A 26,871-nucleotide genomic window follows, 5' to 3' on the forward strand; every position below is an offset into this window, starting at 1 on the left:
TTAGTTTGCGGCATTATAGCTAAGTCGTATGAGGATAGCAGAAATAAAAACAGCGACGTTTTGGCGTCGCTGTTTGAATGGTGAGTGGGTGAGGAAAGCGTTAAACCGTAAAGCGACCGACCAAGTCGTACAGCTCGTTAGCTTTGTGGTTTAGGTTGCCACTACCTGCGCGGTTTTGATTCGCAAGGTGCGCCGATTGGCTGCTTTGTTGAGAGATCACTTCAATACGTTGTGAAATCTCTTGCCCAACTTGGCTTTGCTCTTCAGTTGCCGTTGCGATAAGCGTGTTCATGTCCATGATGTTAGCAATTGCGGCTTGGATTTCTTGCAGTGCGGCAGAGGCTGCTCGTGCTTCCTCAACCGTTGCTTCACCACGCGCTTGGCTTGAGCCCATGGCTTTCACTGCCGCATCCGAGCCAGACTTCAATTGCTCAATCATTTGGTGAATTTCGCCTGTGCTGTCTTGAGTGCGACTCGCCAGTTTACGAACCTCATCGGCAACGACTGCGAAGCCGCGACCTTGTTCGCCTGCACGGGCTGCTTCAATGGCTGCGTTCAGTGCCAATAGGTTAGTTTGCTCGGCTATATCCTGAATCACTTCCAGAGAAGAAGAAATGTTTTTTACGTCGCTCTCTAAACGAGAAATCACCGTGCTGGCTTCCGACACCTCTAGCGCGAGTGCTTCGACAGAGTTCGCTGCTGAATCAACAATGTGTTTTGCTTGTTGTGAGTTTTCATCGGCGTCTCTGGCTGATTGCGCTGCTTGGTTAGCGTTGTTTGAAATCTCGTGCGCCGTTGCTGTCATCTCGGTCATTGCCGCAGCGACTTGTTCGGTCTCTTCACGTTGACCAGAAGCTAATTCATCCACTTGCGATGCACGCTGTGACATCTCGTTGGTCTCTGAAACCACTTCTTGTCCTACGTGGCTAACGCTCTTAATGATGCCTTGCAGGCTTTCAACGAAGATATTGAAGTTACGGCTAAGTTGGGTGAACTCCGGCACGCTCGATTCTTCCATGCGCGCGGTTAAATCTGCATCGCCTTGCGCGAAAGAGTGAATTGAAGCATCAAACTGCTCAATAGGCTTCATGATGCTGCGGTTAACAAACACGGCAAAGACTGCAACTATCGCTGTAATCGAGGCACAAAACAGGGCTATCGCAGTTAGTGTGGTGTTGAGATCTTCGTGTGCGGCTTTTTCCATGTCTGCCACAATGGCGTCGATATCGTCCGTGTAGAAACCCGTTCCCAACATCAAGTCCCATTCAGGAATAAAGACTGAGTAGCTCAGTTTCGGTAGTGCTTCACTCTGACCGAGTTTCGGGAAGTAATAAGTCGTGAACTCACCAGTTTTGGCATTTTTTAGCAAATCCTGAATCAGGTAATTGCCTTTCTTGTCCTGCAAGTTATAGAAGTTTTCCCCGATGCCTTTGGTGTTTTTACCCACCACGACGCGAACGCCTTTTGAATCATAACCAAAGATGTAGCCGGATTGACCAAACTCTAGTTGTTTCAAGATAGGCAGAGCCTCTTCCAGTGGGGCATTTTGTGCGAGTAGCGGCTCGACAGCGGAACGCGCCATTTGTACGTAACTTTTGAGTTCGGCTTTTTTCATCTCCATCATTCGACTTCGAGTTTGCTCAATCTCGTGCTCGTTGTAGGCCGTGGTTTGTACGTAGGTGAACCACATCATGCCTATTGCCATAGTTAGAATTGGAATTATTGAAAGGATATATAGTCGTTTTCTGATCGTCAGATTCATAGAGACGTCCTTCTCTCGGCGCAGCGTTACAAGTGACAAGCTGAATAAGCTTGCCTGATAAAAGTGTTAATACTTATTGTTGTAATGCTTAGAGATTAACCGAGTTACTCAATCAGAAGTACTGGAAATTTGTAAATCTAGACGAAGGTCGTAGCATTTTTAAGCGGGATCACAATTAACGTGAACACGACCCACTATTGCAACGAGAAGTCCCCGTTAACCAATATGAGACGCGATACCTATTCTTTGCGAATTTCAGGTAAAGCCAGTCAGCAACAGGTTTAACGAGGCGCCAACGCAGTGGAGCGTAGAGCCAACCGCGACCAACTAATTGCCACGCACGATGAGTCACGTCCAACCCAAGCAGAAGCTCCCCCTTTTCGTTGAGGGCGTGCAAAATGGTGTCGGCTTGTTCAGGATCGATCTGAGGATAATCTGCGAATGCATCACTATAGATATCGACGGTTTTGATTTGCTGCTTGGCATCGCGTTGTTTTAGCGCCTTCATCTCTTTGGCACAAAGCGGGCAGGTTCCGTCATAAAATATGGTGAGTTTTGTCATTGCGGTTTTCTTGTTTGAGATTTTCTAATCGCTTTTACGTGGCGAATTTTCTTTTGGTTCATTGTTTTGCAAATAATGCAGCCAATTGTCGCGAATGTTGCCGTAATTGAATTGGCAGAACTCTTTGCGATCACGCAGGTAGTCTTTTTCTACTTCATCGAGTAAGGCTTTGTATTGCTCAGGATCACTACCGTACACCAGACATAACGTTGAAAAGTAACGCTGCAAATCAAAGCTGTGTTCGTCAATGTACTCGCCAAAATCGTAGTAGTCCGGTCTGTCGTCGGATTCGAATGCGAACATGTCGGCGGCGCTAATGGCCATATCTGCGCCATCTTCTAGGAAGTCAATCATTAAAATAGTGGCAAAATTATCGACCGCATCTTCTTCTTTTCCGAGAACAGGGATGCTTTGATCTTCGATGTAAGCATGTCCAGCTTCATGAAGTAAAGTGTGCAATAACGTATCTAGCGCCCCTGTTTTTGGGGATTTTCCGAAGCGTTCTTCATACTGATTATTGGAGAAGTAATTGAGCGACTCCAAATAAAAAGTGTAAGGAACGTATATTGTGTGTGTATCAGGGTCATACATTGGACCATCTTCTCCGCCGTAAACCAGCGTGAGAGCTTTATCAAATGGAAAGTAGGCCTGAGATAGCTCAGCAAAGATGGTATTTACATCGCTGCTTTGAATCGATTGTTGGGCGATTTTTTCATGAGTTGTCTCTACGGGAGAATATTGAATACGAATGTTTTCAGCTGCTGTAGCTGATGAGACGACGCTGAGTAATAGCGCAGCGCAAAGCGAATGAATGTTCATGTGGGACTCTTGTTATTGAATAACTTGTATAAAAAATTATACATGTTTTTGCCTGATGCATAGTTGGGGTTGTACTCATTAGCCAAAGTCGGGACGTCGGTCTCGAAAAGCAATCATGATAACATCGCATATTTCGGCTGCTTGGTTGTCTAGGGCGTTTATCAAGACCTCTTGGATAAGAACGGCGGTGAAGTTATTAGCTATGCATCGTATTCTAAGAAGCTTACTGAGTAACTGTGCTTCGATCTTTATCTGTAAAAATGATAATAGGCAGTTAATCATTGCAAGGTTTAACCATGGGGTTGGTGAATGTCACTGAATTGAAGAAAATTATCAGCGATATGTTATAATCCTGCTCCGTTGTAACGAAAACGTTTGTTGCAGCCTGAGAGTTTCCTTGGATTCGGCTCGTTTATACACCATGAGCCAGAGTTGAAAAGCTACGACAGGAACAGGCAAACCCAATTGTTTTGAACGCGCTCTCGGCGTTTAGCGGTTACAACGGGAAGGAACTTTGTTTGATAGTAATTGACACATTCTGTTTAAGTAAGGGAGCCCGAAGTGGTTCAGAAAGTGTCACCCAGAATTTACTCACAACACGACACCCCAAGCGATAACGCACAGGTATTGCGAGGGGCCATTTGAAGGAGCTGTATCAGCTCCTTTCACATTTAAGGGCTTGCTAACAGCGTAAAAACTGACACATCGCTTAAGGAGCGCCCCTTAAACTAGCCTAAGGCGCATCTACACCAACTTTTTGAGTATTTTCGAAACAATAAAGCGAGAAAATTTGCTATTGAACGAAGGTTAAACTAACACTCATTCATTACGGAGAATGAAGAGAACAATAATAAGAGGCGATATGAATCATTTAATATCTGTAGGTGCACTGGAGTCCTTCTTGGTCGCAATCAGTGTGCTTTTCCTGGGGCATTTTATTAATGCTAAGCTACCGATTTTAAAGAAATTCAACATACCTGAGCCGATTGTAGGTGGTCTTATTGTGGCCTGCATGATTACTGCTCTTCATTTCAACGGCATCGACTTAGAGTTCGACTTGCCATTACAAAATACGTTTATGTTAATGTTTTTTGCGACGGTTGGTTTGGCCGCAAATTACACTCAGTTGATGAAAGGAGGTGCGAAGGTTTTTATCTTCTTAGCTGTCGCATCGTTTTACATCATCATACAAAACGGCGTTGGCGTTTCACTCGCGGCGGCGCTCGGTTTAGATCCTTTGATGGGGTTAATTGCTGGCTCGATTACTCTGTCAGGTGGTCATGGTACAGGTGCTGCGTGGTCACAAACCTTTCAAGACGTGTATGGATTGGATAACGTCTTAGAAATTGCAATGGCATCAGCGACTTTTGGTTTGATCATCGGCGGTATCATTGGTAGCCCTGTAGCGCAGCGCCTCGTAGAAAAAAACAGCATTGAATCGGAGTATGGTCGTGGTGGTCGAGATGCCAAAACTCACGAAAAATTCCCTGAGTTGGTGACCTACAACGAATATGAAGAAGATAAAGTAACGGCGAAAAAAGTGGTTGAGAAACTCTTCTTCCTACTGTTCTGTGTTACTGGGGCGAAGTATGTTGAGCAATGGGTTAGCACGTATGAAATCTCATGGTTGATGATTCCAGACTTTGTATATGCGCTGTTCATTGGTGTGATCATCACGAACTTCTTGGAGGTGACCAAGCTTCGTAAGTTAGATGCAGAAACCGTCGATATGCTCGGTACCGTTTCTTTGTCATTGTTCTTGGCGATGGCATTAATGAGCTTGAAGTTATGGAATATCTTTGACTTAGCGATTCCATTCTTGGTCATTTTAGCTGTGCAGTCTGTGGTCTTAGCTATCTTCACTTACTACGTTACGTTCAAAGTGATGGGAAGCAACTATGACGCTGCGGTTATTGCGGGTGGTCACTGTGGTTTTGGCTTGGGGGCAACCCCAACAGCCGTGATGAACATGGGCTCTATCGTTAACCGATTTGGCCCGTCGCCGCAGGCATTTATGGTGGTGCCAATTGTGGGGGCTTTCTTTATCGACATCGTCAACTTAATTATCTTGCAAGGCTACATTTCATTCCTTGGTTAAAGTTAAGTGGATGAGCTCCTAGAGGCGAAATAAAAACGGTCACAACACTGGTTGTGACCGTTTTTTTATGACTTGGTTTGGTCGTTTATTGAACGAAAAATTATTGGATAGTTCGGCTGAACTTGAGGCTAGCTGTCCAACCAAGAATACCAATGAAGGCGTAAATGCCGACGTTTAACCAACCCGCTTGAGGAATGGCATTGAATGGGTTTGGAGTAATAATGGCGTGCAGCGGAAGGTAAAGCACTTCGGAGAAAAACTGATCTAGTCCGTAGAAACCAAAAAGTGCGATAGGCATCCAACGCAGCGCATAAATGGCGATAAACAAAATGACCAGTGGTGAGTTCACTTTTTGTGAAATAGCCATCGCAGTTAATGCCAGCGGTAACAGCAGAATACCGGCGAACAACATTCTGATTAAAAACTCTCCCCAATGCAGCAGCACGTAACCTAACGAGGCTTGGCGGTACAATAAAGCCAATTGGTGATCAGTAGAGATGTTCAGCAACCACAACATTAAATTTGCAGCGAGTACGAGCACCGAGCAGACGAGCTGAATCACCAATAAGCCAAATCCTAGCTTCACTAAATGGGTTTTTATGTCACTGACAGGCATACTGCGCCAAAACATAATGCTGCCTTCCGCCCGTTCTTTGCGTAGCGTTCTTGGGAAGTACTGAACGGCTAACAAGATAGACAGCAGCCCTGCTCCTCCGGTAATCAACATATTGACATCATCACCAAGCTCTTTGTGAATGTCACTGACATCGCCACCAAAGCTCATTTGGAAAAACATATTGTGTTGTAGAGTGTCGTTACTCATCAAACTCACAAAGAGAATAACTCCACACGCCAACACAAACAGTGGAATACGTAAAACAAGAGGGTTTTCTAACCACTCTTTTTGCAACATCGCGACAACTGAACGCATTACTCTGCCTCCTTCTGCAATGCTAAAAATAGATCCGCTAACTTCACCCCATGGATGGAACCCATTGTTTCTGCTTGTTGGGCATACTGGGCTTTGAGTAACCATTTCGTTGAACCGAGGCCTTTTTGTGACGAGAGTGGGTTCATCGCTTCAATTTGTGTGCGGTGCTCGTCGTTGGCTTCAAGAATGAAATAGTCTTCACTGATACTGTCCATCGAGGTTTGCAGAACGGGGCGACCATGCTTAAGAATCAGAACATCTGTCAGCAAGTGCTCAATCTCTGATACTTCATGACTGGCGATGATCAACACGCGCTCGCCGTCGTGAAACCATTCCAATAAGTGACGATAAAACGTCTCGCGATACACGAGATCTAACCCGAGTGTCGGTTCATCCAATATGAGGATTTGGGTGTTGGTCGCGATCACAATCGCGAGGTGTAATTGCACCTTCATCCCTTTGGATAAAGATTTGATACGCGCACGAGGTTTGATGTCCGTTTGACGAAGTAGCGTATCTGCTTGGGCGCGATTGAACCCTGGGTGCACGCCCTCGGTATAGTTAAGCAGTTGAGCAACGGTCATCCAATCTGGCAGAACGTTGACATCCGAGATGTAGGATAAGCTCTGCATTATCTTGTCGCGTTGCATAATGGGTTCAAATCCGTTGATACGAATAGTGCCCTGATATTCATGTGCACCGAGTAGGGCATTAATAAGCGTTGATTTACCTGCGCCATTATGGCCGAGTAAGCCAAGTACTTGTCCTGCATGTAGGTCGAAACTCACTTCATGCAGTGCTTCTCCTTGTTGCTGATATTGCTTGGAGACGTTGTTTACACTGACTAATGCGCTCATTGGTCACCTTTCAAGTGTGGTTTTAGTTGTTGAATGAATTCGTCGAGTGACATATCCAGACGCTGTATTGTGTCGGCTATCTGCGGAATTTGTTGCTGAAGAAAACGTGCCTTCTCGTCTGCGAGTAATTTGAGCTTTGCTCCTGAAGCGACAAACATACCTTGACCGCGTTTTTTCTCCACTAGCCCGTCATCAACAAGCAATTGATAGCCTTTCATAACGGTGAGGTGGTTAATTTTCATATCTGCAGAGATGCTACGGACGGAGGGCAGAGCATCGCCTTCTTGCCAGACACCTTGCAGTATTTGCTGCGTGATCTGGTCTGCCAACTGTCGAAATATCGGTTGGCGATCATGCCAATTAGTCATGAGTGAATCTCTTGGTTGAGATGGTGTTATATATATGTATAACACCTAGTGCATTAGAGAGAAAGTAATAATTTAAAACCTAGTGTATCCGCCTGTCTCATTCGCTCTAAATATCCACCTATGTGGTCGTTGTTTTGAGGTTTTGTTTTATATGGAAATTAATTGCTTCTCATAAGTTGAGAAGTGTTGTTTTTCTCTTCCCATTAATACACTTATCGCCTGTTCTAAATGAATATTCTCACTGAATGATAATTAGCATAATTTTAGCTCTGCCTATTTCTTACTTGATGAGAATCAATGGTCAAAGAGGCCTAGAAAACAAAAGTTTCGAGAGGCAATCTGACTGGCTTAGGCACCTATCTCACGTTGAGCGCGTGCTCAATGAATGAGAAAGAGTAGAGTAAAGAGGTCTCATGAATCAGGTAATATCTATCGGCCCACAGGAGTCGTTCCTTGTCGCAATTTGCGTGTTGTTTTTAGGGCAGTTCATCAATACCAAGTTACCAACCTTAAAAAAATTTAATATTCCAGAGCCAATTGTTGGTGGTCTAGTGGTCGCTTGCGTAATCACGATGATGCACTTAAACGGTGTGGATGTATCCTTTGATTTACCACTGCAAAACGTTTTTATGCTGATGTTTTTTGCAACCGTTGGCTTAGCGGCAAATTACACCCAACTGATTAAAGGCGGTGCGAAGGTTTTCATCTTCCTAGTTGTGGCATCGGTCTACATTCTTATCCAAAATGCGGTCGGTGTGTCCTTAGCAACAGCGTTGGGGTTAGATCCACTCATGGGGTTGATCGCCGGATCCATTACGCTTTCTGGCGGACATGGAACTGGAGCTGCGTGGTCCCAAACTTTTCAAGAAATGTATGGTTTGCATAATGTTCTAGAGGTGGCAATGGCTTCTGCTACATTTGGCTTGGTGATGGGCGGGATTATTGGCAGCCCTGTTGCACAAAAGCTACTAAACAAACACAACTTGGAATCGGAATACGGACGCACCAATCAAAGTCATCAGAGTTTCCCTGAACTGGTGACGTACAACGAACATGAGGAAGATCGCGTCACAGCGAAAAGAGTCGTTGAAAGCTTGTCCATCATTCTACTTTGCGTGACAGGCGCGAAGTATCTGGAGAGTTGGGTAAGCAGTTTTGACATCAAGTGGTTAATGATTCCCGATTTTGTGTATGCGCTGTTTATTGGTGTTGTTATCACTAACATCATGGAAGTGACGAAGGCGCGCAAGGTTGATTTAGAAACCGTTGATATTCTTGGCACGGTTGCACTATCTCTATTTCTTGCCATGGCCTTGATGAGTTTGAAATTGTGGAATATTTTCGATCTTGCGATCCCATTCCTTATTATTCTTGCTATTCAGTCGGCAGTGTTGGCGATGTTCACTTACTACGTAACATTCCGCATGATGGGAGGCAACTACGATGCGGCGGTGATCGCTAGCGGACACTGCGGTTTTGGGTTAGGTGCTACACCGACTGCGGTCATGAATATGGGCTCCATCGTGAGTCGATATGGTCCATCACCACAAGCATTTATGGTGGTTCCAATTGTCGGTGCATTCTTCATCGACATTGTGAATTTAGTGATTTTGCAAGGATGCATCGCTTTTATTCGATAACATTCGCTTTTTTACCGAAATAACAAAGCCAGCACCTATACGCTGGCTTTGCTATTTGTAACACGAAATCTTGTTTGCCTGACTTCAAGCCGTGAAATCAATGCGTTACTATGACGACATAGTGTTCAATTTTGCAGCAGCATGAGGTACCCACATGTCTGAAAAAATATCGACGTCGGCATTAGCGAAAATGCGCAAGGTAGAAGCTAAGCTGCTGTTTGCCGATCTCAAACGTGCAGGCTACATCGTTCGCCAAGATGAAAAGTGGATTTTGACCAAAGAAGGGGCAAAGTTTGGCGGTGAGTATGTGGATCACCCTAAATTTGGCCAGTTCATCGTCTGGCCGACCAACTTACATATTGAGCTGACTCCCAGCTCAGGGAAAACATTGAGCGCGACACAACTGGGTGAAAAGCTGAAATTGAATGCGAAGCGCATGAACCAGCTTTTGAGTGAACTGGGTTGGTTGACCAAATCCGAAGAGGGATGGAGTGTCACAGAAGCTGGTGTGCGCGCTGGTGGGCAGCAAAGAACCGATACAGAAACACAAAATACCTTTGTCGTATGGCACGATGTGGTGCTGCGTAACAAGCGTCTTAAGCAGTCTGTCATTGAGTTTTTAGGGCAAGACGCGGAGTCACATTCTACGGATAAATCGTACTCAAGCTTTCGCCAAAAATTTGAAGCCAAGCACCGAACATTAGATGGGCATTACGTGCGCTCTAAGGGGGAGTTGCTCATCGACAACTGGCTGTACTTGGCTGGTGTTGTGCACGCTTATGAGCGTCAGTTGCCGATTGACCAAGATGTCACTAGCGATTTTTACTTGCCAGGTGGCAAAGTCTATTTGCAATTTTGGGGAAGTGACGATGGGGAGATGGCTCAGGCCGACCGTGAGACCATTCGTACTGTTTATGAGCAGCATCATTTCAATCTTATCGAAGTCGAACCGAGTGAACTAGACAAGTTGGATGAAGTGCTTCCTAAGCGTCTTCGTCAGTTTGGTATTAAAGCTTATTGACGACTTAAGCCCGCTGTTCAGATAAGAAAAAACCCGTGTTCAACACGGGTTTTGTATTTTTAGTGTGTTTCTAGGCTGCCATCCTATGGGTTAAAAGCCTTTGATGTTTTCTGCTTCTAGCTCAGAGAAGTACTTCACTGTCTTCACTTTCAGTTCTTGTTGAGCTGGTTCGTCGCATACGATCACCGCTTTAGGGTGAAGTTGAAGAGCAGAAACTGTCCATAGGTGGTTTACACAACCTTCCACGGCTGCTTCAAGTGCCTGAGCTTTGTTATGGCCAGTGACCAAGATCATCACTTCTTCTGAGTCTAGAAGCGTACCAACACCGATAGTCAGCGCGTATTTAGGCACTTGGTTGATATCGCCGTCAAAGAAGCGAGAGTTCGCAATGCGAGTGTCTTCAGTGAGGGTCTTGATGCGAGTACGAGAAGAAAGAGATGACGCTGGCTCGTTGAACGCCATGTGACCGTCGTTACCCACGCCGCCCATGAACAGGTTGATCTTGCCGTAAGACTTAATTTTGTCTTCGTAACGCTTACATTCTGCGTCGTGATCGTCTGTGTTACCGTTCAGTAGGTTGATGTTTTCTTCTTGAATATCAATGTGATTAAAGAAGTTGTTGTACATGAACGAGCGGTAAGATTCTGGGTGATCCGCAGGGATGCCAATGTACTCATCCATGTTAAAAGTCACGACGTTTTTGAAGCTGACTTCGCCGGCTTGGTAAAGCTCGATTAGGGCTTTGTAGGTTGCTAGAGGAGTGCCACCAGTTGGTAGACCCAGAACGAATGGACGCTCAGCAGTAGGTTTAAAGTCGTTGATACGCTTAGCGATATGCGCAGCTGCCCACTTACCTACTTGTGCTGCTCGAGTTAACGGGATAAGTCTCATTTTGTGCCCCTAGTTATTGGAATTGACGATGTACTGAAACATTAATTCGCATTATAAAATAAGTAATGGCGAACTGCTATTGTTTTAGGTCAAAATTTTGCTTTTTTTTTAACCAATGTTGGTTTTGTCGACGATTTTTATATCTAAATGCTTTTATAAGACGATTTTTCACAAAGAAATTGCATTATGAAACTGACGAATCAATAGATAAAATTTATGATCTAAATTAAGTTCTGCCTTCGCACTTAACCTTGTTTTTTAACAACCTACAGAGTGCGAAATCGCACAAGAACTTCAAATATTATGGGTTAGATATGGCATGGCGCTCATTCTTTAACCATAATTGAAATGTGTAAACCAGTGAGGAATTCGGTATGAAAAATGAGTTAGATCCGAGCAAAGTACTACAGGCTTACGAATGTGTGATGAACAACGGTACGCCAACCGAATTTGGTAAAATGTATGAAGGTGTAGAAGCGTTTTCTGACTACGATGGGTACAACGTTTTCTTGAGAGGGAATGGTGTTGAGCTAAAAATTGGCTTCCACAACACCTATCACTTGGAATATGACCAAGAGCATTTGAAAGAGAGCTTTCTGAAAAAGATTGCGACGCTCGCCAAGTAAACGGTCATCACCCAAATATTAAAAAAGCCCTTGGGAGAATGCCCCCTTGGGCTTTAGGAGAAGAAATGAGCTTGTCTTGCTCGCTCAGTAAAGTCAAACGAGCTTTCGCCTACTGCTAGAAAAAGGCGAGAACTAGGTTATTGGTTATTAATCGTCTTCAACCAAACTCTCTTCAATGTATTCTTCTGTGGCGTCAGGCTTGTTACGACCATTTAGCGTATGGAAGCGCTTGCGACCACGAGCAAGTTGGGTGTACTTTAGCCACGTACGCTCAAGTTTTGTTTTTGCTTTGCCCGGGTTTTCTAACACCTTGATGAAGTGTTTCTCTTCGCTGTTTTCAGGTGTTAATTCGCCTGACTCTAAGCCAAGCATTGTATCCCCATAAATTGTTAGGATTTCCTCTTCTGAAAGAGTAAAATCGCCAGACTTTGCAAAGCCGCGTGGGAATTTTACGTTATCGTAAAAACGTTTTTTGCCATGACGGAATTCAGTGTCAGACATGTCAACAGCCTCTGTAACCGTTATTGATGAATGTAGTGAACTTACGGCGAAAATTAGGCTTAAATCTAACAAAAGAAAAACAAAACTTTTTTGTCGTCATGATTTTAATTAGTTGTTAATCTGGTTTTATATTAACCAGGAGATGGTTTATGGATGTAAAAGTCTTTCGAACATTTTTAGAGCTGGCAAGAGTTCGTCACTTCGGACGTGCTGCTGAGAACCTTTATATTACCCAAGCCGCTGTGAGCGCACGTATCAAACAATTGGAAAGTTACTTCGATACGCAATTGTTTATTCGTGATCGAAATAACATAAAGTTGACCTCTGCAGGTGAGCGCTTAATCAGCTATGCCGAGGTAATGGTCACTACATTGCAACAAGCGAAGCTAGAATTATCGCTTGAAGATGGCAAAGCGCTGCAACTAACGTTAGGTGGCACGCCAAACATTTGGGACGCTTATTTACAGAATTGTTTAAGTGTCGTCACAGATTCGTTTGGTGGTTATGGCTTCATGGCAGAAGTGATGGGACGTGAGATGCTCAGTCGTAGCTTGCTAGAGCGCACGTTAGATATGGCATTTGCGTTCGATCAGATCAAAGCTGATGAGCTTAACTGTAAAAAAGTGGCAGATGTTGTTCTCGTTCTGGTATCAACTGAGAAAGATTCTTTAGACACCGTTTTCGAAAACAAATATGTGTACGTTGACTGGGGGACGCGTTTCTCCTCGGAGCATTCTGAACGTCACCCTAAGATTCCGGCTCCATATTTACGCACTTCAACAGCGCGTATCGCATTGGACTTTATTTTAGAGAAGGGTGGAGCCGCGTACTTACCAATCTCTCTCGTGGAGCCATTTATCGCTAATGGGCAGCTTCACAAGGTGTCTGGAGTAGAAGATTGGTGTCGCCCTATCTATTTGAGCTATCGTAAAGCTAGCTCGTCTGTAGACGCAATTAAGCAAGTGGAAGAAATTGTCAAAGAGATCGATCCACTGACCGCTTACAGTTTTCAGCAAATTGGTTCTGGCACTTCCGACGAATAGCGTTGAATGAAAAGTCAGAAAAACGAAAAAGCCGCCTTGAGAAATCAAGGCGGCTTTGTTTTTATCTCGATGAATCGATAGTTATGGTAAGTCAAACAACAGGGCTGTTGTGCTTTCGTTTGATGTATTGCGCAAAACAACCTTACTCTGGTGTTCAATCTTCGCGCCGTCGCCAGCTGTCAAAGTGGTATTGTCGACACTAAGGCTGCCTGTTACTTGATGGATGAATAGATTTCGGCCCGACTCAATCTCAAAGTTTAGTTCGCTACTTGGCTCAAGAATTAACTGATGCAAAGTCGCATCTTGCTTAATAAGTAGCGTGCCGTTTTCTCCAGTTGGAGTTGCGATAGTCGTTAACCCAGGATTGCGACCAAAATCTTTTTGCTGATAACCTGGTTTGGTTCCAAATGTGTTTGGTTGAATCCAAATCTGTAGAAACCGCAGCGTATCTTGGTTCGACGCATTGTACTCACTGTGGTAAATCCCTTTCCCTGCCGACATGAGTTGGAATTCACCTGCAGGTAGTGTTTTGACGTTACCTTCACTGTCTTTGTGTGCGATAACACCTTCCAACACATAGCTGATGATCTCCATATCACGGTGGCCATGTGTATCAAAACCCGCGCCAGGCTTGACTACATCGTCATTAATGACTCTCAGCTCAGAAAAGCCCATATGTTGAGGATCGTAGTAGCTACCAAAAGAAAACGTATGTTTGCTATCAAGCCAGCCAAAGTTTGCTCGACCTCGGTCTGCTGCATGTCTTACCGTAACCATAAGGCCTCCTTAAGAGAGCTTTTTGTTTAAAAAGTTATCTAACGCTGCTTTACCTGCGCCAGAGAACGCCAGAGAAACGCTCGCTGCCAGTAATGCCAAGCCAAACTCGTAACCGTTGTTTGCCATGAACAGGCCATTCTCAAAGTGGACAGAGAATATCGCTACCACCATCGTGAACGCCAAAGCAACGGCTGCTGGTCGAGTTAGCAGACCAAGTAAAATGAACAAGCCGCCAAAGAACTCTGCGCTGCCCGCAAGTAACGCCATGAGTACGCCAGGACCTAAACCGATAGATGCCATCCACTGACCTGTGCCTTCTAGGCCGTAGCCACCAAACCAGCCAAACAGTTTTTGTGCGCCGTGCGCCATAAAGATAATGCCGATTGGAACGCGAAGTGATAGTGCGCTGTAACCTGCGTTTGACGTGGTAATTTTCTGTAATAGTGCTTTCATGATTCTGTCCTCTGACTCTTTTCAATGAGTGGGAAGCGTGTGCTCCCGTGCTGTTGAGAACAGTTTAGGTAGAGGCGAACATAAAAATAACGGGAGGATTTTGATAAACTCGTTCTAAAAAATTGAATGATTGGTTTTTATTTATTTAAATCAATGTCTTGATTTTTATATTCGGGTGTTTATTTGCCGATTATTGTCTGTTTTAAATCAAGGTCTGTCATTATTTTCGATAAACATTTTTGCTGTTAAACAAAAAAAGAGCACATGTACTGTGCTCTATTGCTTTCGCTTTTAACAAGGGAGAAAGGTGTGTTAAAGAAAACCGTCAGAGGTTCATTAAGCTCTCTAATGACTCCTCTACATTGTTGTAGTGATAAGTTCGAATATTACGTCCATCCGTCGCATTAATCTGAATTTCTGAGATCTCGTTATCTGAGTCTCGTTCGATAATTCCAATAGAATGATCTACGGATTTACTGGTAATAACCTTTTGGTTTCTTAATACAATTACGCAAGTATGTAAGTCCATGCCAATTCCCTTTAGCCGACGTTGTTGTGATGTTCTGGATCTAACTTTAGTGTACAAAAGCGCTAGTGCCAATAAATCTCAATATTGAGTTCCGAAAATGGCTAATTGTGGGCGCTTAAGCAAGCTACAATAACACTATATTGAACGATGCCTATGAACAATAAATGACAAAAGGCATGAGCAAGGAAAGCACTATGTTTATTCACCCCCATACCTCACTGACCTTCGAGCAGTGTCACAAGGCGCGAGTCGCGCGAGACAGTCGTTTTGATGGGCGATTTTATGTGGCGGTAAAAACAACGGGAATCTTTTGTCGTCCGATTTGCCCGGCAAATTTGCCTAAAGAAGAAAATGTTGAGTATTTCGCTGATAAGACGCAAGCCCTTCAAGCAGGGTACCGTCCGTGTTTACGCTGTCGACCAGACAGCGCGCCTGGATCTTGGGCATGGAAAGGTGTCGAGACGACCTTTCAACGAGCGATTTCGTTAATTGATAGAGGGGAGTTGCATCACCATTCGGTGTTAGAGTTGGCTGAGCGTGTTGGGATTTCTGACCGTTACTTACGTATGTTGTTTGAGCAGTATCTAGGTATGTCACCCAAGCAGTATGCGCAATATCAGCAACTAATGTTCGCCAAACAGTTGCTTCACTCCAGCTCTATGTCGGTCACCGACGTGGGGTTTGCGTCAGGTTTTAACAGTACGCGCCGCTTTAACGATGCTTTTCAAAAGTTTCTCAAACTAACGCCTTCTCAAGTACGCCGTAAAGAGTTTGATGGTGCGGGTTGCAATCGAATTGCCTTACCTTATCGAGGTGAGTTGAATTGGTCGCACATGTTGGACTTCTATCGTTTGCGAGCGGTTGAGGGGGTTGAGCTAGTGAGTGATGAGAGTTATCAGCGCAACGTTTTTTTGGATAACAGCAAAGCCTGGTTTAAAGCGACAAAAGGTGAAGGATACTTAGAACTGGCGTTTGAAATTGAAGACGTAACGAAGCTGCAAAACTTGGTGTCTGACATTCGTCGTATGTTCGATCTTGACGCTGATATTTGTACTGTTGAGCAGCATTTGGAGTATGTCGCGCCTGGGCTCGTGTCGAGTAAAGGTATTCGTATTCCTGGTGTATGGAATGCATGGGAAGCAGGGGTTAGAGCGATTTTAGGCCAGCAAGTGTCGGTTAAAGCTGCGATTGGTCAACTTAACTTATTGGTGACCACACTTAGTGGAGAGTCAGAAAAACGTTTTTTCCCGACTCCCAGTGATATTGCGAACGCCGACGTGAGCTTTTTGCGCATGCCGCAAAGCCGTAAAGAGACGCTAGTGCGCTTCGCCCAGTTTATGCAGGACAACTCAGAAGCTGACCCCCAGCACTGGCTAGCTTTGAAAGGCATTGGACCTTGGACCGTCAGTTATGCTCAACTGCGAGGGCAATCTCAACCCGATTGCTTTCTAGATAAAGACTTAGTGGTGAAAAAGGCGATGCAGCGTTACCCATCACTGAATACGCACACTGCGGCCCCTTGGGGAAGCTACGCGACGTTTCACTTATGGAATCAATCATGAAAACATTTTATACCGAAATGCCGAGTCCACTAGGAACGGTGACTATCCAATCGAACGCTGAGGGCTTACTTGGCATTTGGTTTGAAACATGCACCACTAAGCCGAGTGAGCTGGGGGTGCGAGACGAGCAGCATCCGGTCTTGCGCCAAGCTGTAACGCAGCTAGATGAATACTTTGCTGGTCTGCGCAACGAATTCGACTTGCCCCTTGCAGCGACAGGCACTGATTTTCAAAATCAAGTTTGGCAGGCACTAACGACCATTCCATATGGGGAAACGTGGAGCTATCAAGATCTCGCGAATGCGATAGGTAACCCTAAAGCCGTGCGTGCTGTTGGGTTAGCAAACGGGAAGAATCCGATTTCTATCGTGGTACCTTGTCATCGTGTTATTGGCAAAAGCGGAAAACTGACTGGGTATGCAGGTGGAGTGGAGCGCAAACAACGTTTGCTCGCGCTGGAGCAAGGTACACCGCTTTAAGTGAGGCGATTCTCATATTGGGATTAAGCGTGCTACACAGGGGTAACGATAGTGTAGAGTTTCATATTCGTTATACGAATAGAAAAAGGACATGCCTTTCAAAACGGATTTTGATGCCTTCATGAGTGAGTGTTGGCAGCATCACGAGGACAATCCCGAACAAATTTATGCTCAGCTAGAAACGGCTCTGAGCGAGGTGGAAGACGTTACCCAAATCGAGCGAATATTCGCATTGATGCTGCATACCGCTATTGGGCATCTCCAGTGCCCAGAACAGTTTCTTACTTGTTTAGATCACTTTAATGAACGCAAGGTTGCCGAGAGTTTGGCATTTCAACGCAGTATTGCCGTTGCGCGCTATTTCGTAGATGGCACTGACAATATGGAATTATTGGAAGAGCAAGAACAACGCCGAGTTTACGCTTTGATTTCGAATGAACTTTCTGCACTTGTTCAGCTTGAACTGGCGAGTCAATGGTTGGTGAAGGCAGCGTTAGGAATGACGCCGAACGATGCAGAAGGGCCATTAGCGCTGGCTGAGCGCACGTGCATGGAAAAATCGAAGATGTTAGAAGCAGCGACACTCGCGCTAGACTATTGGAAAGTGGCAGGGGGTTGGATGCAAGAAGAGCGCGCAGAGTATCGCTTAGCGATGAGCTTGCTTAAAGCAGATAAACCGCAAGAAGCCAAAGTGCATGCTGAGCGCTGTGAGGCTATTTGTCAGCAAAATGGTAGCGACGCGTTTGAGCTGTTCCACGCACATGACTTATTGATGCAAGTACACTTCCATCTTAGCCAGAAATATAAAGCTAAATTGGATGAAGAGATGCAGCTGCACTGCAAAACGAGCTCGTTGACGTGATCTTAGCGTTGAATGAAAAAAGCCCCGAGCGACTGGCTGGGGGCTTTAGGGTTGTTGACTATGCAGCGATGATTATGCTGCTTGCGCTTTTGCTTGGTATCGTCCTGGTTTATGGTTCATCGCCAAAATCAAGTTTGTTGCGATGGCACCTAGAACAGATAGAGCGATAAGGTGCACATCTACAATGAACAGTGACATCACCACGATGGCACAATCTAACGCCATTTGAACTTTACCCGCTCGAACTCCAAAACGTTCCTGAAGGTACAACGCTAGAATGTTAAAGCCACCCAAACTCATTTTGTGACGGAAAATTACCAACATACCGATTCCAATCAGCCCACCACCCAAAAGTGCCGCATAGAAAGGTTCGATTCGTGAAATCTCAATCACATGATGCAGATGATCGACCGCAAAAGAGACAATCGAAACCGCAATAAAGGTATTGATAGTGAAGCGCCAACCCATGCGCATCACAGATAAAATATAAAAAGGGAGGTTAAGAGCGAAAAATATCTGACCAAAACTGAAGTCACTCACTTTGGTTAGGAAGATCGCCAAACCAGCCGTACCGCCAGTGAGCAATCCTACTTTGCTAAAAAATATCACCCCAAGTGACACCAACGCACTGCCGAGCGTCAGAGCCAAGAGGTTCTCTCTTAGGCTATGATCTTTGTCCATAAATTAATTTCCTTGGTTTAAAAACCGCGCCGGAGATAACACGTCTCACGGACGCGATAGACAATCGCCAAAATAGCAACTAACAAATCGGCCAATAAAATGTCGCGAAAAGTGATGGATGTCGAGTTTTTGGACGAGATTATGATGATATTAACCTGTTTAACATAATGTACACAGATAGAAAAACAACAAGGAAAAGTTATGATTAAGAAAGTTGGCAACACCCAAATCAGCACATTACATCGACTGAGTTGTCACTGTGGAAAAGTTGAGCTGGAACTGGCGTTACCCAATGGTATTGAGAAGCCGAGACGGTGTGACTGTTCTATGTGTCGACGTCGTGGCGCGATTGTCGCGTCTGTACCTTTGAACGGTATTCGTATTGTGCAAGGCGAAGAAGTCTTGAAGCAGTATCAATTTAATACACACACTGCGAAGCACTTTTTCTGTGGCGAGTGCGGTATTTATACGCACCATCAGCGTCGTTCTGACCCGAGTGAGTATGGCTATAATGTCGGCTGCTTAGAGGGCGTCAACCCATATGAGTTGGGAGCGATTGAAGTGATGGATGGCGTTAACCATCCATCCGACCGTTAGGTTACATTGCAAGTTAAGTGACTAATTCTAGGTGTTTTTAAGTAAATAAACCGCTATTCATCCACAAGTGTACCGCAATACTGGCGGCATAACCCAAGGCGATGACGGGAGCCCACTTTAGGTGGCCAAAGAAGGTGTATTGTCCACGCGCGGCTCCCATTAAAGCGACGCCGGCCGCGGAGCCAATGGAAAGCAAACTGCCCCCGACACCTGCGGTTAATGTGACGAGTAGCCAGTTGCCCATCGACATGCTTGGTTCCATGGTCAGTACAGCAAACATAACCGGAATGTTATCGACAATTGCAGATAGGACACCAACCATTACGTTTGCCCAGACTGGGTTCCATTGCGTGTACATGACGTTTGAAACCAGTTCGAGGTAGCCAAGTAAACTTAAACCGCCAACACACATCACAACACCGTAGAAGAACAACAAGGTGTCCCATTCGGCTCGAGACACACGATGAAACACATCAAACGGAACCACTGAGCCTAAGCGCTTCAATGCCTGATCATCGCCATTGGCAATTGCCATAGCTGCTTTTTTTGCGAGTGAGTGTTTAAGAGTTTGACGCAAAAAATATCCGAAAAACTGTAAGTAGGCCAAGCCCATCATCATGCCCATAACGGGTGGGAAGTGCAGCAAGGCGTGGAAAGAGACTGCGGTGGCAATCGTCAGAATGAACAACGCGACAATACGCCTTGCCCCGCGTTTTAGCTCAACGTGTTGGTGAATCGTATTCGGTTTTGTGTTTGGAACAAAAAGTGACATCAAAAATGCGGGAACCAAGTAGTTCACCAATGACGGTACAAACAACGGAATGAACTCAGCAAAGCTGACATGACCGGCCTGCCACACCATCAGGGTTGTAATATCACCAAATGGGCTGAATGCACCGCCAGCGTTGGCTGCGATAACAATGTTGATACAAGCAAGATTGACGAACTTAGGATTATCACCAGAGACTTTCATCACTACAGCGCACATCAAAAGGGCCGTAGTTAAGTTATCGGCAATCGGTGAAATGACAAAAGCGAGAAACCCCGTCAGCCAGAACAACTTTTTGAATCCAAAACCTTTACCAACCATCCACGCCTGTAAGGCATCGAAGAGTTTGCGTTCTTCCATTGCGTTGATGTAAGTCATCGCCACGAGCAAAAACAGCAGCAACTCGGCATATTCCAACAAGTTGTGTTCTAGTGCGGATTTGGCGATTTCAGGCTGGTTGTGTTGAGCAAAGGTGTAGCCAATCAGAATCCAAATTAATCCTGCAGCGAGCAGCACTGGCTTGGATTTTCTCATTTTCAGATACTCTTCCAACATAACCAGTATGTAAGCGATCGAAAAGATAATCAGAGCCGCGTAACCGACACCAGAATTAACAAGATTCAGTTCATTGGTTGATGCAGCAAAGGTGGCGCTAGAGAACAACAAACAGCAGAAAGCCACAATTGGATAGATTGGCATAGACATTTCTCCTTTGTCTGGTTGGAGAAATATTAGCCACAAATGAATGAGTTAGTTGTGAGAGAGCTCGAATTAACAGTAGGAGTTAGGAAATGATAGTGTGCGCCACTATTTTCTGAGTGACGCAATGCTTGCTGCGCCGAATAAAACCGCAGCGGCATATAAACCGTAAGTTAACCAGTGACTAATCTCTAAAAAAGGAACGAGTCCTTGACCTGCCCACATACAGCCTCCGTTTAATGAGCAATGTTGTAATAGTCGAGCCAATTTAAAGGAAATGAACAATGTTTTTTGTGAGTGAAAGCAAATTCTGAAGGATTAGAAAGTCAAAAATTGGTCAGTGAGAGAGAAATCTCATTTTTAACTGGCTAGCTCTAACCCTTTTGAGTTAAAGCTAGCTATATCTAGAGCTGAATGCATTTAGCGTAGGAGCCATTTTTTCAACGGTGAAGTGTCAATTGCTTTCACAAGCAGTATGGTTGCAACAATCGTTGCAGGATAAATAAACACATCTTTCGCGAGGTGTTGCAGCCCGATAAATCCAGCGACATTCATCATGACAATTATGATAAGCAGATGGCTAACATATATCCCTAACACGCTAGGAGATAGTTTGAAGACCCAGGGCATGTCGCCAAAATGAGGGTGAGCCAAAAGCCACATAAAGACACCTACAGCCCAGATAACGGTACCGAATAGGAAGTCGTGCGAGTTGAAAGCGATGTCATGTTGCATCAGCCAGTAAGCTTCACCAAAATGCAGTGCCATGCCAAGAATAATGCATCGAACCGTATTGTTTCGCGACCACCGCCACTGCGCTTCTCGTGCGGAATAACCTAGAGCAACTAGCAACGTGCTGAAAAAAGGCCCGTTACGAGTAAAGAAAGGCGCTGGCAGGTCGGTAATGGTCGCGTAACTGCCAGCAAAGACCCCGTATATGTATAGCAATACTGCGGTTGGCAGTATCAGTTGCACCATATTGATATGCACGAGAAAGGCAATTAACGCTACGGCAATGACCAGAGCCGGAATAAACCACAGATGAACGAGTCCGCCTTCGATGAGTGAATTGATCGGGGTTGACATTAAGTACCCCCAATAACCTTGCCTTTCGGCGAGATACCCTGCCTCAGCGACCGTCTGCCATTGGAATGGCATCAGTAAACTGATCATGCTCCAAATGAGCCAAACCTTCATTAACGGTTTGGCGTAGTTCTTAAGAGTATCGATAGGTGAGTGACTCAACTTCGGCTGGATTAGATAACCCGAGATGAGAAAGAACAGCGGAACAGCAAAACGAGCCAGTTGGTTGAGCATATAGCCAACCCATGGTATCCCATTCCACTGCCAGTACGTCAGTGCCATCTGGCAATGCAAACCCACAATCGCAAGCATCGCAATGATACGTGCAAACTCTAAGCTGGCTATTTTTTGTTTCTTTGCCATTACATTGTTTACCTAAATAAAAAACTTAGGTGAAAATAGCAGGTTGTTACTGAAGTAATACGTGAAAAAGTCAACAGACTTGCGCTTACATTGAAGCTGTTTCGAAAATTAAGACTTACTTCAAACTTCTTAATTATTAACCTATTAACGCAATCAATACCTGATTCGTGAGTCGAAAATAGCACTGAATAATGGTTAGACCAGTTAACTCGAGATTGCAAAAAAGAACGATCGTGCTAAAAATAAGATTATGCAAAAAGGAAAAGTGACAAAAGAGTTTATTCTGCAGCGGGCTTTTGAGATCGCCAGCGAAGACGGATTAGAAAGTCTTACGATTGGAGAGTTAGCCAAGCAATGCGGTATGTCGAAAAGTGGTCTGTTTGCCCACTTTAATTCGAAGTTGAATTTACAGCTATCGGTGCTTGATCACGCCAATAAAGTGTTCGCTGATCGGGTTATTGAGCCTGCTCGAGAACTCGGGGATGGCAATATCGAGCGTAAAATTCGAGGGTTGCTCGACTCTTGGATGACTTGGAATCACGCATTCCAAGGAAGTTGTATGTTTCTTGACGCTTGGAATGATACGGCAGATAAAGATTGCCCGCTTCAGGCCGGACTGCGTAAATCCATAGACACTTGGCTGAGTTATTTGGAGATCCAAATAGCGAAAGGCAAAGAGAAGCAAGAATTTGCAGCAGACTTAGATACACGCCAAGCAACGTTTGATTTGTACGGTCTCTATTTGAGTGCGCATGTTTTTTACTCAATTAAAGGTGAGCAAGAAAGCTTGCGTCTGTTTTGGCAAGGGATCGACAACTTATTTTCTCGCTGGAAAGGCTAATATCGGTTATTCGCTTCCCAGATTCGTAGACATAAAATCACAAAGAGCGGCTGAGTTCGCTCTTTCTTATCAGCGTAAAAAGCACGACCGTTCTATTTTGTGCAAAGCTGATAGTTAAGGACATGATTATGAGTGAAAAAATTTACTTTAATACATCGCAACGTTTCAGTATTAAGCGCAGTTTGGTGAACATTAGTACTCGGTTACACCATACACTGGCCCCGTCACATGCAAAGAAGACCGCGCGCAAGCTTCTTCTGACACCTGCTCGTACGCAACCTAAAAATATTGAACCTCAAGGGCTTATCAAAGGTGAAATTAAAGGGCATGCAGGCATCATCAAAACCTATACTTTGGGATCTGGACCTATTTGGGTGCTAACTCATGGTTGGTCTGGAACGGCAAGTCAGTTTTATCCACTGATGGAACATATTGCGTCGAAAGGGTTTACTGCTTTGGCGTACGATCATCCGGCACATGGTGAGAGTGAGGGGCAGTATGGGCACATTCCGGGGTTTGTCAGAGGATTAGAAGATGTGTTGGATACGGTCGAGGATATTGTTGGCCTAGTTGGGCACAGCATGGGCACCGCTTCTGCTCTTGAGTGTAGGCACAGTAAGTTAGAAAACAAGCCTTTGCTGCTTATTGCTCCGGTATTAAATTACGTAGAGAACTTATTCGGTAGCATTGCACGTTCCGGTTACTCGATGAAGCTTTTTAATGCTGTGGTTTCAGAAGTTGAAGACCAATTTGGTTATCCGTTACAGTCCATTGATCCGATGAAGCGTTTGTCTGAGCGTCCGTCTCACACCATTATTATTCATGATGAGCAAGACAAGTTCACCAAATACAGTGTCTCGGCAAAAGCGGCTGAAGAGATTAAAAACGTTGAGTTAGTGACAACACAAGGTCAGGGGCATGGTCGAGTGATGAAGTGTGAGCAAGTCTTCAGTAGTTTTGACCGTTTGCTCGATAGTGCTTGGTAACCCTTACTTTTACTGATTGATTCGCTCCGTTTTGCGCTAATTCGGTTTGAAAGTAACACCTCAGATTTTTTCGTCTCTGGTGTTGCTCTCCTCGTTAAGAGGTTAAATCCAAAAAGGACAGCCGAAGCTGTCCTTTGTTTATTTAGCAGAACGTCTGCAAGGCTGAAATTAGTTACAGTTAGCTACGCCAACTTCTTTCCAAACGCCCCATTCGCCAGATTGGCTAGGATCGTCACCCTGAGTCCACCATTTCGCTTCCCACGTTTTACCTGCGTGAGTCACTTGGTTACCACCTGTGTACACTGCGCTCGCATCCCATGCGTTGTCACAAGTACCAGGGTTCGGATCGGTTGTGTGCTCTGCAACAACCACTGTCGCGCTTGCCGATGAAGACGCTTTACCGTCGCTCACACTTACAGTGAAGCTTAAGCTTGTGTCTTGCGGGTATTCCGCAGCAGTGAACGTGACTTTGGAGCCTTCAACCGTTGCATTCAGACCTTGAGGTAGAGTCCAGTTGAATGTCAGGGTATCGTTGTCTGCATCGCTAGACGCAGATGCATCTACAACCACAACGTCACCAGCGTTTGCTGTTGCTGGAGCAACAACTTGCGCTATTGGTGCGCTGTTCACTGGGTCAACAACACCTGCTGGTTTCACTGTTACTACAACGAGGTCAGATGCCGTTGCACCTTCGTTATCAGACACCGTCAGCTTGAAAGTTAATTGCTCTTCAACAATAACTTCTGCTGCATCAAAGCTTGCTTTCGCTGTGTTTGCACCTGTTAGTACCACTGCTGTGCCAGATACTTGTTCCCAAGCGTAGCTTGCGATGGTGCCGTCAGAGTCTTTTGACAGGCTGCCATCTAGAACCACATTTGCAGGACCTGTTACCGATTGATCTGCGCCAGCGGCTGCGGTTGGTTTACGGTTTGGTTGAGGTACTACACCACCAGCCATACCTTCGTGCATCGCGTTTAAAATGTCGCCGTTATCCGCGTCAATTTCCCAAGAGAATAGACCAGCAAGACCAAGAGACTTCGCGTAGCTACCTTTTGCTAGCACTGAACGGTGGTCATCAAATGTGATCAACTCGCCCGTAGTACGGTTCCATACCCATGGTGCTTCTGCTTGTGCATCGTAGCCGTACTCGAAGCCGTTAATGCCAGTGTTGTTTGCACCTAACATGAATGACTTAATGCCTTTGTAGTCAATTACGCCATCTTCCCAAACACCTTGTGCTGTGCTGCCCTTCAGTTTACCTGTAGCAGTACCTGTCATTGGGTCGTTTGGATCGGTTAGCGTATCTGGAGTTACGCCTTCCCAGCCACGACCGTACATTGCTGTACCAAGTACTAGCTTGTTCGCAGGAACGCCTTGAGCAAGAAGAAGTTGGATGCCGTTATCTGCTGTGTAAGCAGGACCTTTGTACGGTTCGCCGTTCTCATCAACGCCACTACCGTCACACTGACCAGGACGCATGAATGAACCACAGTAAAGCGCAGTCTGGTGACCAGGAACGTTATTCCAACCGCCGTAGAAGTCGTAAGTCATTGCGAAGATGTAATCCATGTACTGAACTGCATCTGCGTAGTCTACGTCTTCAATCTTGTCGTAACCGACACCGATAGCGGACGTTAGCTCGTAAGTACGGTCTGTCTCAGCTTCTAATTCATCAAGCATTACGCGCAGTTCACGCATCAGTGCGATGTATGCTGGGCCATCGTTTACAGGGTCGCCCTTATCGGCTGCTGCACCGCCGCCGCCAGGGAATTCCCAGTCGATATCAACACCGTCGTAGAATTTCCAAGTTTTCAGGAACTTCTTAACTGATGCGACGAATGTGTCACGGTTTTTCTTGTCCACGAAATCGAAGAATGGGTCAGACAGTGTCCAACCACCGATCGATGGGATGATTTTTAGATCAGGGTTACGTTGTTTCAATGCCATTAGCATTGCGTAGTTACCCTTGATAGGCGTGCTGTATTCATGACCAGCTTGTGGGAAGCTCTTCTGATAAGCAGCCCAAGGGTCATGGATAACGACTTCATAATCAGGCACACCTGTACAAGCAGTTTGTAGCGCGTTGAAACTGTTGCCGCCAACAGACTTCACAGACTCATTTGGGCCACAAATTGGGATAAAACCGTAAAGGATGTGAGTCAAGTTGTCGACCGGCATATTATCGACGGTGTAGTCACGGCCATAGATGCCCCATTCAACAAAATACGTACCCATCACGACGCTTGGATCGGTATTGTAGGTTTTGTTGTTTGGATCAACATTCATCGTTAGTGGCTTCAGGTGAGAACCATCGGTATCTGCAATTGTGATTTCAGCTGGTGCGCTTTTCGCACAACCTGTCGCATCACATGCTTCGATTTCCATTTGGTATAAGCCACCTTGGCCGTATTCAAACGAAGCTGTCGTTTGGCTACCAGTGATAGGGCCGCTTGCTACTTTTACACCATCAAAATAGACGTTGTAAGTGTCACCAGGTGTGCCACTCCACTGGTTAAATTTAACAGTGATCTTCGCTTGCTCATGGTATTTCACCATGTCGTAGTAGCCTGACGTGGTTTCCATCGCGAGTTCAATTTTAGAAAACTGAAGGTTGTTGGAACCGTACATATCGATACTTGGTGCGGTTGGAGCCGCAACTGCAGCGCCTGATAGCGCTAAAGCAACTCCAGCTGCACATAGGTTAAATCGAATCATAACTTCTCTCTCAATCCTTGGATTCATGTTCTACCTAGAACATAGGCTGCTCTTGCACCAGATAAGATGATTGGATTTACTCCACGTGCAAAAGCATCACACTCAGCATTTCAGAGAGTTTTTTTTCGTCAAAAAAAATTAAGACGGTTTTCGAGGCACTTGAGAGAACTTAACTAAAGCTCGCACTCTGTTACACAGAAAGTGTCAGACTGAGTCAATAATTTATAAAATCTCAGCAGAAACTAAAATTATTGTTTACTCAGTAACGAGTTAGTTAAATGCGATGAAGGCCTTATTCTGTTGTTTATTAAGGTTTTGTTTCATTGATATAGAAAGAGAATTGAAAGGAAAAATAG

Annotated in this window: 26 protein-coding genes; 11 read left to right on the forward strand and 15 right to left on the reverse strand. The window is 45.1% G+C overall.

Annotation, left to right across the window (positions count from 1 at the left end; genetic code table 11):
• Positions 1 to 100: 100 nt before the first annotated feature.
• The 3 genes from R8O11_RS03755 to R8O11_RS03765 all read right to left on the reverse strand — a co-directional run bounded on the left by R8O11_RS03755 (position 101) and on the right by R8O11_RS03765 (position 3,143).
• Positions 101 to 1,762, reverse strand: coding sequence for a methyl-accepting chemotaxis protein (locus R8O11_RS03755; protein ID WP_025768726.1), 1,662 nt, complete (start codon positions 1,760 to 1,762; stop codon positions 101 to 103).
• Between the two features lie 175 nt (positions 1,763 to 1,937).
• The gene (locus R8O11_RS03760) at positions 1,938 to 2,324 is read right to left on the reverse strand and encodes a thiol-disulfide oxidoreductase DCC family protein (RefSeq protein WP_104980301.1); all 387 of its coding nucleotides are present in this window, start codon (positions 2,322 to 2,324) and stop codon (positions 1,938 to 1,940) included.
• Positions 2,325 to 2,348: 24 nt separating this feature from the next.
• Positions 2,349 to 3,143: a DUF4344 domain-containing metallopeptidase gene (locus R8O11_RS03765; protein ID WP_005383215.1), complete on the reverse strand. Its 795-nt coding sequence runs from the start codon at positions 3,141 to 3,143 to the stop codon at positions 2,349 to 2,351.
• A gap of 862 nt (positions 3,144 to 4,005) precedes the next feature.
• On the opposite strand from R8O11_RS03765, the gene gltS (R8O11_RS03770) reads away from it, so the two are divergent.
• Positions 4,006 to 5,241 carry a sodium/glutamate symporter gene (gene gltS / locus R8O11_RS03770; protein ID WP_318193925.1) on the forward strand — a complete coding sequence of 412 codons (1,236 nt, stop codon included), beginning with the start codon at positions 4,006 to 4,008 and terminating at the stop codon, positions 5,239 to 5,241.
• A 100-nt stretch (positions 5,242 to 5,341) separates the two neighbouring features.
• Here the strand turns inward: gltS (R8O11_RS03770) and R8O11_RS03775 are convergent, their stop codons facing one another.
• From R8O11_RS03775 to R8O11_RS03785, 3 genes are read right to left on the reverse strand one after another with little or no spacing between them, the layout of a single operon-like run.
• Positions 5,342 to 6,172 (reverse strand): hypothetical protein, encoded by an 831-nt coding sequence (locus tag R8O11_RS03775; protein ID WP_318193926.1) that lies wholly within the window; start codon positions 6,170 to 6,172, stop codon positions 5,342 to 5,344.
• Positions 6,172 to 7,029: an ABC transporter ATP-binding protein gene (locus R8O11_RS03780; RefSeq protein ID WP_149191669.1), complete on the reverse strand. Its 858-nt coding sequence runs from the start codon at positions 7,027 to 7,029 to the stop codon at positions 6,172 to 6,174. The genes R8O11_RS03775 and R8O11_RS03780 overlap by 1 nt, the downstream gene beginning before the upstream one ends.
• The gene (locus tag R8O11_RS03785; protein ID WP_005374444.1) at positions 7,026 to 7,397 is read right to left on the reverse strand and encodes a GntR family transcriptional regulator; all 372 of its coding nucleotides are present in this window, start codon (positions 7,395 to 7,397) and stop codon (positions 7,026 to 7,028) included. Before R8O11_RS03785 ends, R8O11_RS03780 begins: the two co-directional genes overlap by 4 nt.
• 413 nt (positions 7,398 to 7,810) lie before the next feature.
• Between R8O11_RS03785 and gltS (R8O11_RS03790) the strand changes: the two genes are divergently transcribed.
• Entirely contained in the window at positions 7,811 to 9,037 is a 1,227-nt protein-coding gene (gene gltS / locus R8O11_RS03790; protein WP_171344991.1) for a sodium/glutamate symporter, read from the forward strand.
• Between the two features lie 154 nt (positions 9,038 to 9,191).
• Entirely contained in the window at positions 9,192 to 10,058 is an 867-nt protein-coding gene (locus R8O11_RS03795; RefSeq protein ID WP_318193927.1) for a glycerol kinase, read from the forward strand.
• Positions 10,059 to 10,148: 90 nt separating this feature from the next.
• On the opposite strand, the gene nagB is transcribed toward R8O11_RS03795, so the two are convergent.
• The gene (nagB, locus tag R8O11_RS03800; protein ID WP_318193928.1) at positions 10,149 to 10,949 is read right to left on the reverse strand and encodes a glucosamine-6-phosphate deaminase; all 801 of its coding nucleotides are present in this window, start codon (positions 10,947 to 10,949) and stop codon (positions 10,149 to 10,151) included.
• A gap of 374 nt (positions 10,950 to 11,323) precedes the next feature.
• Between nagB and R8O11_RS03805 the strand changes: the two genes are divergently transcribed.
• The gene (locus tag R8O11_RS03805) at positions 11,324 to 11,575 is read left to right on the forward strand and encodes a DUF3081 domain-containing protein (RefSeq protein WP_005374440.1); all 252 of its coding nucleotides are present in this window, start codon (positions 11,324 to 11,326) and stop codon (positions 11,573 to 11,575) included.
• 147 nt (positions 11,576 to 11,722) lie between these two features.
• On the opposite strand, the gene R8O11_RS03810 is transcribed toward R8O11_RS03805, so the two are convergent.
• Positions 11,723 to 12,076 carry a DUF413 domain-containing protein gene (locus R8O11_RS03810; RefSeq protein WP_005374439.1) on the reverse strand — a complete coding sequence of 118 codons (354 nt, stop codon included), beginning with the start codon at positions 12,074 to 12,076 and terminating at the stop codon, positions 11,723 to 11,725.
• Between the two features lie 149 nt (positions 12,077 to 12,225).
• Here R8O11_RS03810 and R8O11_RS03815 point away from each other — a divergent pair, with 149 nt between their 5' ends.
• Entirely contained in the window at positions 12,226 to 13,119 is an 894-nt protein-coding gene (locus R8O11_RS03815) for a LysR family transcriptional regulator (protein WP_005374436.1), read from the forward strand.
• Between the two features lie 81 nt (positions 13,120 to 13,200).
• Here R8O11_RS03815 and R8O11_RS03820 read toward each other — a convergent pair whose 3' ends face one another.
• The 3 genes from R8O11_RS03820 to R8O11_RS03830 form a co-directional block, all read right to left on the reverse strand.
• Positions 13,201 to 13,896: a pirin family protein gene (locus R8O11_RS03820; RefSeq protein ID WP_238970634.1), complete on the reverse strand. Its 696-nt coding sequence runs from the start codon at positions 13,894 to 13,896 to the stop codon at positions 13,201 to 13,203.
• 9 nt (positions 13,897 to 13,905) lie between these two features.
• Complete coding sequence (locus R8O11_RS03825) at positions 13,906 to 14,349, reverse strand: DoxX family protein (RefSeq protein ID WP_005374434.1); 444 nt, start codon at positions 14,347 to 14,349, stop codon at positions 13,906 to 13,908.
• Between the two features lie 325 nt (positions 14,350 to 14,674).
• Positions 14,675 to 14,878: a hypothetical protein gene (locus R8O11_RS03830; protein ID WP_017633816.1), complete on the reverse strand. Its 204-nt coding sequence runs from the start codon at positions 14,876 to 14,878 to the stop codon at positions 14,675 to 14,677.
• 194 nt (positions 14,879 to 15,072) lie between these two features.
• Here R8O11_RS03830 and R8O11_RS03835 point away from each other — a divergent pair, with 194 nt between their 5' ends.
• From R8O11_RS03835 to R8O11_RS03845, 3 genes are all read left to right on the forward strand, one after another.
• On the forward strand, positions 15,073 to 16,440 hold the full coding sequence (locus R8O11_RS03835; protein ID WP_318193929.1) for an AlkA N-terminal domain-containing protein: 1,368 nt from the start codon (positions 15,073 to 15,075) through the stop codon (positions 16,438 to 16,440).
• Complete coding sequence (locus R8O11_RS03840; protein ID WP_005374431.1) at positions 16,437 to 16,919, forward strand: methylated-DNA--[protein]-cysteine S-methyltransferase; 483 nt, start codon at positions 16,437 to 16,439, stop codon at positions 16,917 to 16,919. The genes R8O11_RS03835 and R8O11_RS03840 overlap by 4 nt, the downstream gene beginning before the upstream one ends.
• Before the next feature lie 91 nt (positions 16,920 to 17,010).
• Positions 17,011 to 17,781 (forward strand): hypothetical protein, encoded by a 771-nt coding sequence (locus R8O11_RS03845; RefSeq protein WP_318193930.1) that lies wholly within the window; start codon positions 17,011 to 17,013, stop codon positions 17,779 to 17,781.
• Positions 17,782 to 17,853: 72 nt separating this feature from the next.
• Here R8O11_RS03845 and R8O11_RS03850 read toward each other — a convergent pair whose 3' ends face one another.
• The gene (locus tag R8O11_RS03850) at positions 17,854 to 18,462 is read right to left on the reverse strand and encodes a YitT family protein (protein ID WP_005374427.1); all 609 of its coding nucleotides are present in this window, start codon (positions 18,460 to 18,462) and stop codon (positions 17,854 to 17,856) included.
• A gap of 201 nt (positions 18,463 to 18,663) precedes the next feature.
• Between R8O11_RS03850 and R8O11_RS03855 the strand changes: the two genes are divergently transcribed.
• On the forward strand, positions 18,664 to 19,059 hold the full coding sequence (locus tag R8O11_RS03855; RefSeq protein ID WP_033907219.1) for a GFA family protein: 396 nt from the start codon (positions 18,664 to 18,666) through the stop codon (positions 19,057 to 19,059).
• A 37-nt stretch (positions 19,060 to 19,096) separates the two neighbouring features.
• Here the strand turns inward: R8O11_RS03855 and nhaD are convergent, their stop codons facing one another.
• Positions 19,097 to 20,527: a sodium:proton antiporter NhaD gene (gene nhaD, locus R8O11_RS03860; RefSeq protein WP_017633821.1), complete on the reverse strand. Its 1,431-nt coding sequence runs from the start codon at positions 20,525 to 20,527 to the stop codon at positions 19,097 to 19,099.
• 420 nt (positions 20,528 to 20,947) lie between these two features.
• A complete protein-coding gene (locus R8O11_RS03865; RefSeq protein WP_171344996.1) occupies positions 20,948 to 21,973 on the reverse strand; it encodes an acyltransferase in 1,026 nt (341 codons plus the stop codon).
• Positions 21,974 to 22,223: 250 nt separating this feature from the next.
• Here R8O11_RS03865 and R8O11_RS03870 point away from each other — a divergent pair, with 250 nt between their 5' ends.
• Together R8O11_RS03870 and R8O11_RS03875 are read left to right on the forward strand one after the other, a co-directional pair.
• Positions 22,224 to 22,814 (forward strand): TetR/AcrR family transcriptional regulator, encoded by a 591-nt coding sequence (locus tag R8O11_RS03870; protein ID WP_005374416.1) that lies wholly within the window; start codon positions 22,224 to 22,226, stop codon positions 22,812 to 22,814.
• A gap of 128 nt (positions 22,815 to 22,942) precedes the next feature.
• Complete coding sequence (locus R8O11_RS03875) at positions 22,943 to 23,800, forward strand: alpha/beta hydrolase (RefSeq protein ID WP_017633823.1); 858 nt, start codon at positions 22,943 to 22,945, stop codon at positions 23,798 to 23,800.
• Positions 23,801 to 23,968: 168 nt separating this feature from the next.
• Here the strand turns inward: R8O11_RS03875 and R8O11_RS03880 are convergent, their stop codons facing one another.
• Positions 23,969 to 26,515 (reverse strand): glycosyl hydrolase family 18 protein, encoded by a 2,547-nt coding sequence (locus R8O11_RS03880; protein ID WP_318193931.1) that lies wholly within the window; start codon positions 26,513 to 26,515, stop codon positions 23,969 to 23,971.
• Positions 26,516 to 26,871 lie beyond the last annotated feature (356 nt).

It is taken from the genome of Vibrio sp. 1288 (assembly GCF_033344475.1).